This is a genomic window from Roseibacillus ishigakijimensis (genome assembly GCF_016595415.1).
GTDB classification, from domain to species: domain Bacteria; phylum Verrucomicrobiota; class Verrucomicrobiia; order Verrucomicrobiales; family Akkermansiaceae; genus Roseibacillus; species Roseibacillus ishigakijimensis.
This window is the reverse complement of the sequence record NZ_JAENIO010000041.1, coordinates 23488-37653: the sequence shown is the minus strand read 5'-3', so window position 1 is coordinate 37653 and position 14166 is coordinate 23488. Positions and strand designations below refer to the sequence as shown.

General features: G+C 58.7%; 14 protein-coding genes, 1 pseudogene and 1 CRISPR repeat array. Of the genes and pseudogenes, 14 read left to right on the top strand and 1 reads right to left on the bottom strand.

The genetic code is table 11. The features are described from left to right. Window positions 1-105 precede the first annotated feature (105 nt). The 13 genes and pseudogenes from cas2 to JIN78_RS13730 form a co-directional block, all read left to right on the top strand. Window positions 106-384: pseudogene (gene cas2 / locus JIN78_RS13790) on the top strand (CRISPR-associated endonuclease Cas2); the annotation flags it as partial. A 63-nt stretch (window positions 385-447) separates the two neighbouring features. Continuing rightward, a CRISPR array of direct repeats spans window positions 448-1470; the repeat unit is 36 nt; unit sequence AGTGTCGCCGCCTCAGTTTTGGAATCAAGGCAAAGC. 107 nt (window positions 1471-1577) lie between these two features. Next, window positions 1578-1952 (top strand): hypothetical protein, encoded by a 375-nt coding sequence (locus tag JIN78_RS13785; RefSeq protein WP_200392564.1) that lies wholly within the window; start codon window positions 1578-1580, stop codon window positions 1950-1952. Next, window positions 1949-2398 (top strand): hypothetical protein, encoded by a 450-nt coding sequence (locus tag JIN78_RS13780; RefSeq protein WP_200392563.1) that lies wholly within the window; start codon window positions 1949-1951, stop codon window positions 2396-2398. Before JIN78_RS13785 ends, JIN78_RS13780 begins: the two co-directional genes overlap by 4 nt. 119 nt (window positions 2399-2517) lie before the next feature. After that, complete coding sequence (locus tag JIN78_RS13775) at window positions 2518-2907, top strand: ElaB/YgaM/YqjD family protein (protein WP_200392562.1); 390 nt, start codon at window positions 2518-2520, stop codon at window positions 2905-2907. A 15-nt stretch (window positions 2908-2922) separates the two neighbouring features. After that, window positions 2923-3333 carry a phage holin family protein gene (locus tag JIN78_RS13770; protein ID WP_200392561.1) on the top strand — a complete coding sequence of 137 codons (411 nt, stop codon included), beginning with the start codon at window positions 2923-2925 and terminating at the stop codon, window positions 3331-3333. An 83-nt stretch (window positions 3334-3416) separates the two neighbouring features. Then, a complete protein-coding gene (locus JIN78_RS13765) occupies window positions 3417-3656 on the top strand; it encodes a hypothetical protein (protein WP_200392560.1) in 240 nt (79 codons plus the stop codon). A gap of 91 nt (window positions 3657-3747) precedes the next feature. Further along, window positions 3748-4830: a type IV pilus twitching motility protein PilT gene (locus tag JIN78_RS13760; protein WP_200392559.1), complete on the top strand. Its 1083-nt coding sequence runs from the start codon at window positions 3748-3750 to the stop codon at window positions 4828-4830. Between the two features lie 36 nt (window positions 4831-4866). After that, window positions 4867-5976: a type IV pilus twitching motility protein PilT gene (locus tag JIN78_RS13755; protein WP_200392558.1), complete on the top strand. Its 1110-nt coding sequence runs from the start codon at window positions 4867-4869 to the stop codon at window positions 5974-5976. 118 nt (window positions 5977-6094) lie between these two features. Then, window positions 6095-6550 carry a GatB/YqeY domain-containing protein gene (locus JIN78_RS13750; RefSeq protein WP_200392557.1) on the top strand — a complete coding sequence of 152 codons (456 nt, stop codon included), beginning with the start codon at window positions 6095-6097 and terminating at the stop codon, window positions 6548-6550. 22 nt (window positions 6551-6572) lie between these two features. Continuing rightward, entirely contained in the window at window positions 6573-7238 is a 666-nt protein-coding gene (gene ispD, locus JIN78_RS13745; protein ID WP_200392556.1) for a 2-C-methyl-D-erythritol 4-phosphate cytidylyltransferase, read from the top strand. Window positions 7239-7248: 10 nt separating this feature from the next. After that, window positions 7249-8538 carry a 3-phosphoshikimate 1-carboxyvinyltransferase gene (aroA, locus tag JIN78_RS13740; RefSeq protein ID WP_200392555.1) on the top strand — a complete coding sequence of 430 codons (1290 nt, stop codon included), beginning with the start codon at window positions 7249-7251 and terminating at the stop codon, window positions 8536-8538. An 81-nt stretch (window positions 8539-8619) separates the two neighbouring features. Continuing rightward, on the top strand, window positions 8620-10347 hold the full coding sequence (locus tag JIN78_RS13735) for a sulfatase (RefSeq protein WP_200392554.1): 1728 nt from the start codon (window positions 8620-8622) through the stop codon (window positions 10345-10347). Window positions 10348-10751: 404 nt separating this feature from the next. Further along, complete coding sequence (locus JIN78_RS13730) at window positions 10752-11498, top strand: PEP-CTERM sorting domain-containing protein (protein ID WP_200392553.1); 747 nt, start codon at window positions 10752-10754, stop codon at window positions 11496-11498. Window positions 11499-11625: 127 nt separating this feature from the next. Here JIN78_RS13730 and JIN78_RS13725 read toward each other — a convergent pair whose 3' ends face one another. Then, window positions 11626-12531: a LysR family transcriptional regulator gene (locus JIN78_RS13725; RefSeq protein WP_200392552.1), complete on the bottom strand. Its 906-nt coding sequence runs from the start codon at window positions 12529-12531 to the stop codon at window positions 11626-11628. 94 nt (window positions 12532-12625) lie between these two features. Between JIN78_RS13725 and JIN78_RS13720 the strand changes: the two genes are divergently transcribed. Then, window positions 12626-14116, top strand: a complete 1491-nt coding sequence (locus tag JIN78_RS13720) for a catalase (protein ID WP_200392551.1) — start codon at window positions 12626-12628, stop codon at window positions 14114-14116. Window positions 14117-14166 lie beyond the last annotated feature (50 nt).

Below are 14166 nucleotides of genomic sequence, written 5' to 3'. Positions count from 1 at the left end.
GCCGCGCTGCTCGACTTGTCAAGGGAAAAAGGTGGTTTTTGCCAATCTAATTTGCTGGCTACGAATCGGTTAGGCTCTTAACCTGACGCGAATGACCTCCCGGTCAAAACGAAAGAGGAACGGAAGCGAGCCACCGACTTCCGTAAATTCCTCTTAGACGACGGTTTTCAGATGATCCAATTCAGTGTTTACGCCCGACCTTGTGTCACCTTCGCCCGCCAAGAAACGCACATCCGACGCGTCCGGCAGATGGTCCCTTGCGAAGGCTCCGTAAGAGCCATGTTCATCACCAAAGCCCAGTGGGAACGGGCTTTCATCATTCATGGAAAACCTGCCAAAGAAGTTGACCCCGAAGAGATCCCCGAGCAAATCGAACTCTGGTGATCCGGCCTCCGTTTTTCACCACAAGCCATAAATCACTCAGAATAAGAACTGAGGCGGCGACGGAGTGTCGCCGCCTCAGTTTTGGAATCAAGGCAAAGCCGGTCCGCACTCGATCTCTCTGCAAAACATAGTGTCGCCGCCTCAGTTTTGGAATCAAGGCAAAGCGTTGGGATCACGGGCTTTTTTGGTGCCTTGAGTGTCGCCGCCTCAGTTTTGGAATCAAGGCAAAGCCGGCAGAGTTTACTGTATCGTGAATAAGATAGTGTCGCCGCCTCAGTTTTGGAATCAAGGCAAAGCATTCAAACCGCTTTCGTTGATCCTAGTAGAAGTGTCGCCGCCTCAGTTTTGGAATCAAGGCAAAGCAAGAAATGGGCTCGCTATGGTGACTGGAAGAGTGTCGCCGCCTCAGTTTTGGAATCAAGGCAAAGCGTCGCTGGTGCTGGGAGGGTCCCCCATTGTAGTGTCGCCGCCTCAGTTTTGGAATCAAGGCAAAGCTATGCGGAAATCGCCCCTTTTCCGTTGCAAGTGTCGCCGCCTCAGTTTTGGAATCAAGGCAAAGCGACAGTTGGGATAAGAGTAAAGGGTAGCCAGTGTCGCCGCCTCAGTTTTGGAATCAAGGCAAAGCAACGGTCGCCAACTTCGGCCAATCGCAATTAGTGTCGCCGCCTCAGTTTTGGAATCAAGGCAAAGCTGCGTCATCCGCCGCCGCAAGGTGGACGTAGTGTCGCCGCCTCAGTTTTGGAATCAAGGCAAAGCACCTCCACCGGGTAGAGATTGAGCCAGCCAAGTGTCGCCGCCTCAGTTTTGGAATCAAGGCAAAGCCGGGTCTTGTTGGTCACACGGTAATTACCCAGTGTCGCCGCCTCAGTTTTGGAATCAAGGCAAAGCTCGTCCTCTGTTGCCGGCAGGGGCGTGACGAGTGTCGCCGCCTCAGTTTTGGAATCAAGGCAAAGCGCGCTAATGACATTGTAGGGGGTGAGCGGGAGTGTCGCCGCCTCAGTTTTGGAATCAAGGCAAAGCGATGCTCGCTCTTGGGCTTGGAGCGGGGATAGTGTCGCCGCCTCAGTTTTGGAATCAAGGCCAAAGCTCTAAAGCCCCCTCCACACCTCCCGAGACCAAAGGAACACTTTTCTCTTCCCCTGACTCTCATTTTCAGTCATTTATTAAATCCTTAATCATACCCCCCCAGAAAAATGAATGACTATATAGCGAACCACATCGACAGTTACCGTGCGCGGTTAGGATGCCTCGATCAGGAAGGGCATCGCGCCATTTGGGAGAACCAGCCGCCGCAAATCTTTGCCACCAAGGTGACGGCCGCGCGGGAGGCGACGCGCAGTCTGGCCGAGTTGGCAGCCCGGCAATCGGCCCCGACAACGGGGACGACCAAGGACAAGGCCCGGGAGAAGGATGAGCTGGAGCAATTGGCCTTCCGCGTGGCGCGGGCCCTGGTGCTCTTCTGCAAGGACAAGAGTGATGAGACGATGGCGGCACGCTATGACCTCCCCCTGAGCGGTTGGCGGCGGATGCGGGATGAGGCTCTGCTGCAACGGGCCCGCCTACTGTGATTAGCGACCTCGCCAATCTCTTGAGCGACCCCGATGCCACGGCTGAGGCGGACGCCTACGGCATCACACCCCAGGCGCAAGCGATGCTGGAGAAGGAGGCCGATGACTTCGAAAATTACATCGTGCGCCCCCAGGATGCCATCGCGGACCGATCGGTGCTGACGGCGGAGCTACAGAGCCGCACCCGGGAGGTAGCGGCTCTCTTTGCGGGCCTGGAGGATCTGATTTATCAATTCGATGGCACGGTGGAGGGAGCGGAGTTTGTGGAAGCCTATCTGGCCTCCTCCCGCATCATCGACCGGGGGCACGGGCCCCGCCGCACTCCCGACCCCGGGGAGCCGGGCGACGGCGATGGCAACAGTGGGGGCGACAGCGACAACGGGGACGCGGAGCCCTCCGGCAGCAACAGTGGCAATGGGGACAGCGGCGGGGAAGATCCGGCCTGAAAAGGAAGAAAAGGAGAGGACGACTCCGAGGCGGGGGCCCAATTTGCAAACGGACTTGTGACTTGCGCCCTTTGCTTGCCGCTGCCACCTTTAGAGAGAACGAAACGAGAAATCCGATTATGAGCGAACCATTTGCCAATACCCCCGACCATACCCCCAATCAAAAAGCCGCCGACGAGCTGCGGGCAGCTGCTGCCGCCGGTGGCGAGCGCGCCCGTGAGCTGGCCCACACGGCGGAAGAAAAGGCCCGCCTGCTGAAGGAATCCGCAGCGGAAAAAGCCAAGGAATTGCGGGAAACAGCCAGCAAGCGCACCGAGCACTTCCGCGAGCATGCGGGCGAGAATGTGCAGCACATCCGCAGTGCGGCCACCGAACAGCTGCAGGACACGCGGCTGAAGATGCGGGAATTCCACGCCGATGCGGAAGACTTGATTCGCCAGCACCCGACGCAGACTGTCATTGCCGCTGCCGTGGTCGGCTTCCTGGCTGGTCTGGTCATTCGTCGCTAATCCTGCTCCTCCCCCATGAACGAATCTGGCAACGAGCCTGAGATCTCGTTTCCCAAGGGCTTGTCGGCATATGTGCGGACGCGCCTGCAGCTGATCTCCTTGGAGACCCAAGAGGCGCTGGTGCATTTGCAGGGCAAGATGGGCCCGCTGGTGGCGGTGGTGATCTGCGGCCTCAGCGCCTATGTGCTGGTGCTGGCCGCCGTCATCTCGCTTCTGGGAAAGGCGCTTTTTTTGCTCACCAAAAATGAATTTCTCGGCTGGGAGGTGATCGCCCTCGGCACGGCAGGACTTCACATTGTCATCATTAAAGCCATGAAGGCAAAGATCACGCGCAAGCCGAAAAGCCCCCTTTTCGAATACTCCCGCGCAGAACTCGAACGCGACCGCGAATGGATCCACGAACACAATCCCACAAGCAAGAGCTAGTCCGCCAGCTGGCGGGATACCGAAATCTAATCAAGGTTCCCGATGCCAAGCAGGTGCTCGGGAAGTCCAAGGACCTCTTGCAATTGGCTGAGAAACTTCCTCAATCCCTGCAAGGACGGCCAGCCCGCACTCTCATGATTACGGGCGGCATCACCTGCCTGTTGGTCTTGCTGGTCAAACCTCGGAAAAAGCGAAAAAAAGCAAAAAACAGTCCTGCCGAAAGCACAATTAAAGCACAACTTTTTGCCTTTTTTCTCTCCACCGCACAACCCCTCGTGCGGGTTTGGTTAACCGAACATGCACGCAAGTGGATGCGAAAGTAAACACATGGAAAAATCGACAAAGATTCTTGCCGTCCCCCGTCTCTCCGGTGTCCAATAACGAACACACACCAACCCTTAATCATCCTATTTTATGTCCGAACACCAGGTTCTGGCCCACGTTGACGAATACCTCAAGATTGGCATGGAGTATGAATGCTCCGATGTCCACCTTCCGACTGCTTACCCACCCGCGTGGCGGCGATTTGGCACCCTTTCTCCGATTTGGGATGACCATCCGCCTCTCACTGCAGAGGATACCGAGCGCCTGGCGATGTCTTTCCTTGGAGAAAAGGAGAAGGCCCGCCTGGCGGAGAAGGGAGATGTCGACTTTGCCTATGCCAACGATTTCGGGCGTTTCCGGGCATCGGTGGTTCGCCAGCGCTTGGGTCTGGAGCTGGTTTTCCGCATCATTTCCACCAAAATCCGGACGATGGCGGAGTGCGGTTTGCCAGAGGAGCACCTCATCCCCCTCACCCGTTACCAGAACGGGCTCATCCTCGTGACGGGCTCGGTGGGTTCCGGCAAGTCGACCTCGATGGCTTCGCTGGTGAACTTCATCAATCACGACCGGGAGGATCATATTCTCACTCTGGAAGACCCCATCGAATACGTTTTTGACTCGGCCGGCTGCCACGTCAACCAGCGGGAAGTGCACAGTCACACCGAGTCCTTTGGCCGGGCCCTGCGGGGCGCGCTGCGGGAGGACCCGGACGTCATCATGGTGGGAGAGATGCGGAACCTGGAGACCATTCAGCTCGCCCTCACGGCAGCGGAGACCGGTCACCTGGTGCTTGCTACTCTGCATACGGGCAACGCGCCCCGGACGCTGGACCGGGTGCTGGACGTCTTCCCCACCGACCAGCGGGACCAAATTCGGGTGATGGTTTCGGAGTCTCTCCGCGGCATTGTCTCCCAGCAGCTCGTCCCCAAGATGGACGGCACGGGCCGGGCCCTCGCGCTCGAGCTCCTCGTGAATACGGCGGCGGTGGGTGCCACCATCCGCGATGGCAAGACCTTCATGCTGCCCGGCATCATGCAGACCGGTAAGAATGTCGGCATGATCACGATGGATGAATCCCTGCGCAATCTCTACACCCAGGGCATCATTTCGCAGGAAGAAACCTTGTTCCGCTGCGAAGACAAGGCCCAGATGCGCGCCTTCTTCAAATCCTAATTCTCACCTTTCCTCACTCTTTAAACTGACTTTCCCATGGCCGAAATTGATCGACTTTTCACAGCTCTGGTCGAAGCCAAAGGCTCCGATCTCCACCTTTCCGAAGGACAGCCACCCAAGATCCGGGTGCACGGCGCGGTCTCTCCCATTGAGGGGGAACCCGTTCTCGAAGGCGAGAGCTTCAAGAACATGCTCGCGGAAATCTGTGATCCCAAGGCTTTCGAAGAATACTTGGAAAAAGGAGACCTGGACTTCGCCTACGAGATGGACGAAGTCTCCCGCTTCCGCTGCAACTACCTGCAGCAGCAGCACGGTCTGGCAGCGGTGTTCCGGCTCATCCCGACCGAGATTGCGACTCTGGAGGACCTCAACCTTCCTCCCGTGATCAAGGAGTTCGGGCACATGCGCTCGGGCCTGGTCCTCGTCACCGGTCCCACCGGCTCCGGTAAATCCACCACCTTGGCGGCTCTCCTCGACTACATCAACACGAACTTCAACCGCCACATCATCACCGTGGAGGAGCCCATCGAGTTCGTTCACAGCAACAAGCGCTCCATCATCACCCAGCGGGAGGTGCCCATCCAGACGCCCAGCTTCGCTGATGGTCTGCGCGCGGCCCTGCGGGAGGATGCCGACATCGTGCTGGTGGGTGAGATGCGGGACTTGGAGACCATCTCGCTGGCCCTGACGGCTGCGGAAACCGGTCTGCTCGTCTTTGGAACCCTACACACCAACAACGCCCGCAAGACCATCGACCGGGTCGTGGACGTCTTCCCCGCCGACCAGCAATCGCAGGTGCGCACCATGCTGGCCGCTTCCATCAAAGGGATCGTAGCCCAGCTGCTCTGCAAGCGCGTGGACAAACCGGGCCGGACGGCGGTGAATGAGATCATGTTCTCCAACTCGGCGGTTTCCGCCATTATCCGGGAAGGGAAGACGCAGAAGCTCTACGACGTGATCACCCAGGGTAAGGAAGAAGGCATGCAGTTCATGGACGAGGCCATCTGGCAAAAGCTGCAGGCGGGCATGATTGCTCCCGAAGAAGCTTACATGAAGGCCATCGACAAGACTCGCTTCAAGCGCTTCCTCCCTGCCGAATCGGCTGCTCTGGGGGCTGCCACCGGGGAGAACCCGATGGACCACTGAGCGGGCTTGGCTCGCTCGACAAGCACTCGCACACTTACCAACAGGGGCCTTTCCGGTCCCTGTTTTTTTGTTTGCCAAAAAGGCTTTTCTCCCGCCTCCATCCCTGCACACTGCCGCCATGGCAACGCTTTCCGAGCAAATCACTGAAGACATCAAGTCCGCCATGCGGGCCAAGGACACCGTCACTCTGGGCACTCTGCGCGCCCTCAAATCGGCCCTTAAAAACAGCGCCATTGAGAAGGGCGGAGCCGATGCCGTCCTCGACGACAGCGAGGTCACCGCCGTGATCCGCAAACAAATCAAGCAGCGCCAGGACTCCATCACCCAATTCGAGCAAGCCGGACGCACCGAATTGGCCGAAAAGGAGAAATCGGAAATCGCGGTATTGGAGGGCTACCTGCCCGCCGCCCTCACCCAGGAGGAGATCGACCAAGCGGTGGCGGAAGCCATCGCCGAGACGGGTGCCACCAGCCGGGCCGAGATGGGCAAGGTGATGAAGGTCTTGCAGGAGAAGACCGAAGGCCGGGCGGACGGCAAAACGCTTTCGCAAGCGGTGCAAAACAAGTTGGCCTGACCTTTTTTCACCCTGCCCCGCCATGACCGCTGCCATCATCGTCGCCTCCGGGAGTTCTCGTCGCATGGGCTTCGACAAGTTGATGGCTCCGTTGGCGGGGAGCAGCGTCCTCGCCCATTCCGTGGCTGCCTTTGCCAGTCATGCCGAAATCTCCCACGTGGTGGTGGTCACGGATCAAAAGCGCTTCGCCGCCCTCGATCTGACCACGGCGGCGATACCCGTCGTGCGGGCGGAAGGAGGGGCGGAGCGGCAGGACTCCGTCGCCAGTGGGCTGGCCCTGCTTCCGGCAGAGTGCTCTCTGGTTGCGATCCACGATGGCGCCCGTCCCCTCATCAGCGCGGAAGCGATCTCTCTCGCGCTCGATGCCGCCGCCGTGCACGGGGCGGCCTCGCTGGCCCATCCAGTGACGGAGACCCTGAAGCGAGCCGATGGAGATGACTTCGTGCAGGAAGCGGTGAGCCGGGACTCCCTCTGGGCCATGGAGACTCCTCAATGCTTTCGCCTGCGGCTCTTGCAAGCGGCCTACGAGCAAGTTCGTAGCGACGGCCTCCACATCACCGACGAAGTCTCGGCCTTGCAGCATCTCGGCCATGCCGTCAAACTGATTCCCAATCCCGGGCCGAATCCGAAAATCACCTATCCGGGCGACCTCACGCTGGCCGCCAAGCTCCTTGCCCCCTCCCTCTGAACGTTCCACCATGACTCCACCGCTCACCCTGCAGCCCATCTCCCGCATCGAGGGGGAAATCACCCTGCCCGGATCCAAAAGCATCTCGAACCGAGCCCTCCTCCTCGCAGCCCTTGCCGAAGGAAAGACCACCCTCACCAACCTGCTCCGCAGTGACGACACCCGTCATATGCTCAATGCCTTGGAAGCTCTCGGGGTCGACTTTCACCAAGAAAACGAGGGCACGACCTGTCACCTCCAGGGTCTGGCGGGCCCTTTCCAAAAAGAGGAAGCACTGGAACTCTTTCTGGGGAATGCCGGCACCGCCATGCGCCCCCTCACCGCCGCCCTCGCCCTCTCCCCCGTCACGGTCACCCTCACCGGTGAACCCCGTATGGAGGAACGCCCGATCGGCCATCTCTTGGAGGGCTTGCGTGAACTGGGCGCCGAGGTCACTTGCCTGAAAAACGAAGGCTACCCCCCCTTGCAAATCACCGGGAAAACCTTACCCGGAGGCCGCGCCCGCATTGATGGCTCGGTCTCCTCCCAGTTCCTCACCGCCCTCCTCATGGCCGCCCCACTGATGGACGGGGACGTCACGATAGACATCGTAGGAACGCTGGTTTCCAAGCCCTACATCGACATCACCCTCGCCCTCATCGAGGCCTTCGGGGTGACGGTCACTCACGAGAATTACGAGACTTTTCGTATCGCTGGAGGCCAACACTACCGCTCGCCCGGCACCTTCCTCGTCGAGGGAGACGCCTCTTCCGCCTCCTACTTTCTCGCCGCCGCAGCCATCAAGGGCGGCACGGTGAAAGTGTATGGCATCGGGGAAAATTCGCTGCAGGGCGACACCGCCTTCGCCCATGTCTTGGGCGAAATGGGTGCGGAAGTCACCTACGCTCCCGACCACGTGGCAGTGAGCCGCAAGGGGCCTCTCAAGGCCGTTGATCTAGACCTGAACCACATCCCGGACGCGGCCATGACCATCGCCACCACCGCCCTTTTTGCGGAAGGAACTACCACCATCCGCAACATCGAAAACTGGCGGGTGAAAGAAACCGATCGCTTGGCCGCGATGTCCGCCGAGCTGCGCAAAGTGGGCGCGACCGTGGAGGAAGGGCCCGACTTCATCACCATCACCCCCGGGAGGGAACTGCGGCATGCCGAGATTGAAACCTACGATGACCACCGCATTGCGATGTGCTTCTCGCTGGTGGCTCTCTCCGACACCCCGGTGACCATTCTCGACCCCGGCTGCACGGCTAAAACCTTCCCCGACTACTTTGAAAAATTGGCTTCGCTCCAAAAGGACTGAGTGCAAAGCCAATTTCCAAAAGAAAAGAATCATTCTACAGAATCGACAGGCGAGCCCGGGAGTGGTTCCCTCCCGGGAGTCATGAAATTCGTGTTCGTCCTGCTCGGTCTCGGTCTGGTCACCCTCTCCGCCTCTCCCCGTCCCAATCTGGTCTTTATTCTAGCGGATGACCTGGGGTGGACTGACCTTCGCACGGGCGGCAAGGGACCCAACGTCCTCGCTGGGGTCGACTACGGCTCAACCTCCTATCAAACGCCAAATCTGGCGCGTTTGGCGGAGGAGGGTCTTTCCTTCACCCACTGCTATGTGCAGCCGAATTGTGCCCCCACGCGGGCGGCCATTTTCTCGGGGCAATACCCCGCACGATCCGGGAACGGGGTCTACAATGTGCAAAGTCTCAATCGCGGTATTGGCCAGCCTCCCTTGCTGGGACCGGAGCAGAACGAGGATGTGCCCGCGAGTCACCACACCTTGGCGGAAGCACTTTCCGAGGCTGGCTATGTCACCGCGCATTTTGGCAAATATCACATCGGGGGTCACGAGGGCGGAGCGGCCACCCTGCCGGAGGAGCAGGGCTTTGACTTCAACTTCGGCGGCCACCAGAGCGGCCATCCCCGCAGCTACACCGCCGGGGAAAACGGCTTTCACCCGACCGTGGGACCTGGCCTCAATCCCTTTGCCCAGCCCTATAGCGAGTCCTATGTGGAGCAGGTCCTCCAGGGACCGCAGAAGAACCCCCTCCATCGGCGGGCCTTGGCTCGCCCCGACCTCTTTCCCCAAGCCCGCGCCAACGATCCCGGTGCTCTGGTGGGCAAGGGCAAACACCTCACCGATGCCATGGCCGATGCTGCGGCGAGCTTTCTGCAAAGTCATGGCAAAAGTGAACGAGCGGCCGATCCCTTCTACCTCCAATTCCATCTCTATGCCGTCCACACTCCCATTCAGCCCCGCCGAGACCTGTCGCAGAAATACCAGTCTCTCCCCCTGACGGGAGCCCATCAGGACGCCTCCTACGCCGCCCTGGTGGAAGGACTGGACCAAACCGTGGGGCGACTTCTCGACGCCTTGGAGGACCCCAATGGCGATGGACGGAAGGATGATTCCCTCACCAAAAATACGGTCGTCATCTTCTGCTCCGACAACGGGGGGCATGTCGGCCCCACTGCCAACCAGCCCCTTCGCCACCGGAAAGGATCACATTGGGAGGGGGGCATTCGCGTGCCTCTCATCATCCGTCAGCCCGGCACCATTCCCTCCGGGGAGCAGAGCGACACCCTCGTGCATGCGGTGGACTTTTATCCCACTCTCCTTGAGCTGGCGGGGGCCAAGCTCAAGGAAGACCTCACCTTTGACGGCATCTCCTTGGCCCGTCATCTCAGCGGGCCAGCAAAAACTCCGCGCGCCCGCGAGCCGATTTTTTACCATTTCCCCGGCTATCTCGACCACCGCTCCCGCCCCCTGAACGCCGTGATCAAGCGCACCCGGGGGGCCACTTACAAACTCCTCTATCACTATGACCTCCTCTATCAGGGAAATCCCCGCAGCAAGGTCGATCGCGAAGAGGGCCTCCCCGTGCTGGAGCAACCGTGGCAACTTTTCAATCTCGACGAAGACCTGAGCGAGAAGAAGGATCTCCTCGCTACCGCTGACGCGCCCACCGCCGGGAACCGCGCCATTGCGCGGGAACTCGCCGCAGACCTCTCCGCTTGGTTGGGGCAAGAGGGAGAGGACTGGAATCCCAAACCGGTGATCGAGCGAGCCACCGGCCGCCCCCTCCCCTTTCCCGACCAAAAAACATTAAGAAAATGAGCCTTGCTCTTCGAAGACTGATCGAGATTGGGGATTTCAAGTTCAAAGCGAAAGGCAAGGAACACCAACATCGCAACTGACTGACAACTCGGGAATTGGAATCCCGAATCCGAGACAATCAGCCTCATTCGACCGGAGAGAATCTAGAGTGGGCGTTAAACACGCAGCCCTCTAGCGTGTCCAATGAGAACTCTTCACAGAAAACCCTAACTAAAACATACACCATTAACTACCAATAAATTAAAATAAAACCAAGAACCTCATCAAACGAATCCCGACCTCAATCGCAGCAACAACTCATAATTTTTGTTTTCCCGGTCGTTGTTACATGCTAGGTAATGAATGTGGATTTCCGTTTCACTGAACGGACCCGTCAACCAGAGAACATACCCCTAATACAAAAAATGAAAACCTCTCTTCGATCATTTTACTCAGGAAACCCGCTCCTCCTATTATGCAGCCTAAGCACAATGGCTCATAGCCAGAATGCCATTTGGGATACTGCCGAAACAGCGGAAGTGACCGTATCCACAGGTTCAAGCAATTCGTTGTTTGTGCAGTCCGCAGACATCTTGGGCGGGGAACGAGATATGTATATCGAGATATTGGCCGGAGGAATCAGCGCAGGCAACAACATGTGGACAAGAACAGACGCCGAGCCTCTCCGCCTTGAATCTAATGCGGCCTCCGGCTCTGCTACCCTAGCGATATGGACTTGGGACGGGGAAGATGGGAGCACAGCCTTGAACCCCATCGGCTTGGGAGGGGTCGATCTCGCTAACCTCTACTCTGGCCTTTTATTTGAATTCACTTCCGACGGTGCGGACAACGTGCAATGGGATATTGTTTTTTATTCGGATGCCTCCAATCACTCAACTTACACCATTTACCAACCATTTTCATTGCCAGTCTCTGACGTAACCTATTCTCCTTCATTTTCGGACTTCGCAGTCACGGCAGGAACAGGTGCAGATTTCTCTAATATTGGAGCCATCGAAATCATGACATCCAGCCCGTCCCCGGCTATTAACGGAGCGGTTGATTCGATGATCCGAAATTTACAATTTTCCCCTACTCTCGTCCCAGAACCCACCAGCTCTCTTCTCATGCTACTCGCCATGTCGGGAATTTTTTATAAAAGAAAAAGGTAATTCACCCTCATACTGGAAACAAAGGCTCCCGGGAAAAGGACTCCACAAAATCGCCAAACAACAGCTCGCTGCACGATTTGAAATAGCTTTTTATATAGTCAAATTGTAATAATCGAAGAGAGTGAAGTCAAAAACTTCGCTCCTCCCACCTGCCCAGGGCCTTGTGGAGGCAGTCGGCGCTGGGTTTGAGCTTTTTGCCCCGGCGTTTGAGGATGTTGATGGCCCGGTGGGGCACGGGATCCTTGAGGCGCAGGTAGCTCACCCCCGGGGTGGGCTGGTGCTCGCGGAACATTTGCGGCACAAAAGCCACCCCCAGACCGGAAGAAACCAGCGACATCAGCGTCACCAGCTGTTCGCAACGAATGGGTTGCTGGGGAGCGTCTTCCAGCTGGCACAGCGCAAGGGCCTGGTCGCGGAAGCAATGCCCCTCTCCCAGCAAGAGCAGCTCGTCCTTGGGCACCTCGCCCAACTTGAGCGTCGCCTGCCGCCGGTTGGCCAGGGGGTGGGAGCCCGGCACGGCAAGAAGGAGGGGCTCGCGAAAGAGGGCCCGCAGGTGCAGGGCACGACGCTTGAGAACGTTTTGCGCCAAATCGCTGATGACGGCAAAGTCGACCTCTTCATTGACCACCCACTCCACCAGCTGGGCGGTCTGGGCCTCCCGCACTTGCACCCGGATGTTGGGGAATTCCTCCCGAAAGGCCCCCAGCAAGTGGCCCAGCAAATAGGGCGCGATGGTGGGGATGAGGCCCAGGGTGACCTCCCCCCTGCGGGCTTCCTCCCGGTTTTGGAACGAGGCCAGCAGGCGATTGCGCCCGGCGAGGAGAACCTTCGCTTGTTCATAGACCGCTTGCCCACTGGTGGTCAGCGCAATACCACGAGCACGGCGAAGCAGGAGGGGCTCACCCAATTCCTCCTCCAACTTCTGGATCTGAGCACTGAGGGAAGGTTGGGCCAAAGAGCACTTGCGGGCGGCGGCGGTGAAGCTGCCTTGCTCGACGATATGGGCAAAATACTCCAGCTGCCGGAATTCCATGAGAAATAGGATAAAGCTATGGCTTGTATTTACGCAATAAACTTTTCTGAAGGGCTTTTTTCGCTAGTCTGCCCGGTGACCCTATCAAGCAATTATGGCAGACAAGCAAATGACGACCACCGGCGGCAATCCCATTGCCGACAACCAGAATTCCATGACCGCAGGACCTCGCGGCCCGCTCTTGATGCAGGATTACCAGTTGATTGAAAAGCTGGCCCATCAGAACCGCGAGCGCATTCCCGAGCGCACTGTCCACGCCAAGGGCTCGGGTGCCTTTGGCAAGCTGACCATCACCCACGACATCACCCAATACAGCAAGGCCGACATTTTCAGCGAAATCGGAAAAGAGACGGACTGCCTCCTGCGCTTCTCCACTGTGGCCGGCGAACGCGGCGCGGCCGATGCCGAGCGCGATGTGCGGGGCTGGGCCCTGAAGTTCTACACCAACGAGGGCAACTGGGACATGGTCGGCAACAACACTCCGGTCTTTTTTGTGCGCGATCCGATGAAGTTTCCGGACTTCATCCACACCCAGAAGCGCCACCCGCGCACCCACATGCGCTCGGCTACCGCGATGTGGGACTTCTGGAGCTTGAGCCCGGAATCCCTGCACCAGGTCACCATCCTGATGTCGGACCGAGGGCTGCCGAAAAGCTACCGCCACACCAATGGTTATGGTTCGCACACCTACTCCTTCATCAATGCCAAGGGCGAGCGCTTTTGGGTCAAGTTCCACTTCAAGACCCGCCAAGGCATCGAATGCCTCACCAACAGCGAAGGAGAGGCCATCATCGCCAAGGACCGCGAGTCCTCCCAGCGCGACCTTTACGAAAACATTGAGAAGGGAAACTACCCGCTCTGGGATTTCAAAATCCAGGTCATGCCTGAAAAAGACGCCGAGAAGGTGCCTTACAACCCCTTCGACGTCACCAAAGTCTGGCCCCATGGCGACTACCCGCTCATTGACGTGGGTGTGCTGGAGCTCAATCGCAATCCCGAGAACTACTTTCAGGAAATCGAGCAAAGCGCCTTCAGTCCCTCCAACATCGTGCCCGGCATCAGCTTCTCGCCCGACAAAATGCTGCAGGCCCGCATCTTTTCCTATGCCGACGCCCATCGCTACCGGGTGGGCACTTGGTATGAAGCCCTCCCGGTCAATCGCCCGAAGTCGCCCGTCAATACCTACCATGCCGACGGCCAGATGAACTTCCTGCCTCCCCACGGTTCCGATGCTTACTACGAGCCCAACACCATGGGAGGACCGGTCGAGGACAGCCGTTTCGCAGAGCCCCCCTTGCAGATTTCCGGCGATGCCGACCGCTACGACCACCGCGAGGGCAATGACGACTACACGCAACCGGGCAACCTCTTCCGCCTGATGAGTGCCGGCGAGCAAGAGCGCCTCTTCCAAAATATCGCAGAAGCGATGGCCGGAGTGCCCCAGGAAATCATCGACCGCCAGCTGGTCCACTTCGACCGGGCCGACCCTGCCTATGGAGCCGGGGTGCGCGCCGCTCTGGCCGGCCAGAACCAGATGACCGGCACCGAACCCGGAGCCGACGATGCCGACCAAATGGGGGCCTGAGTCCCCTTCTTTCCCCGGGCCCCGTGAAGCCCCACCGCGACACGGGGCCC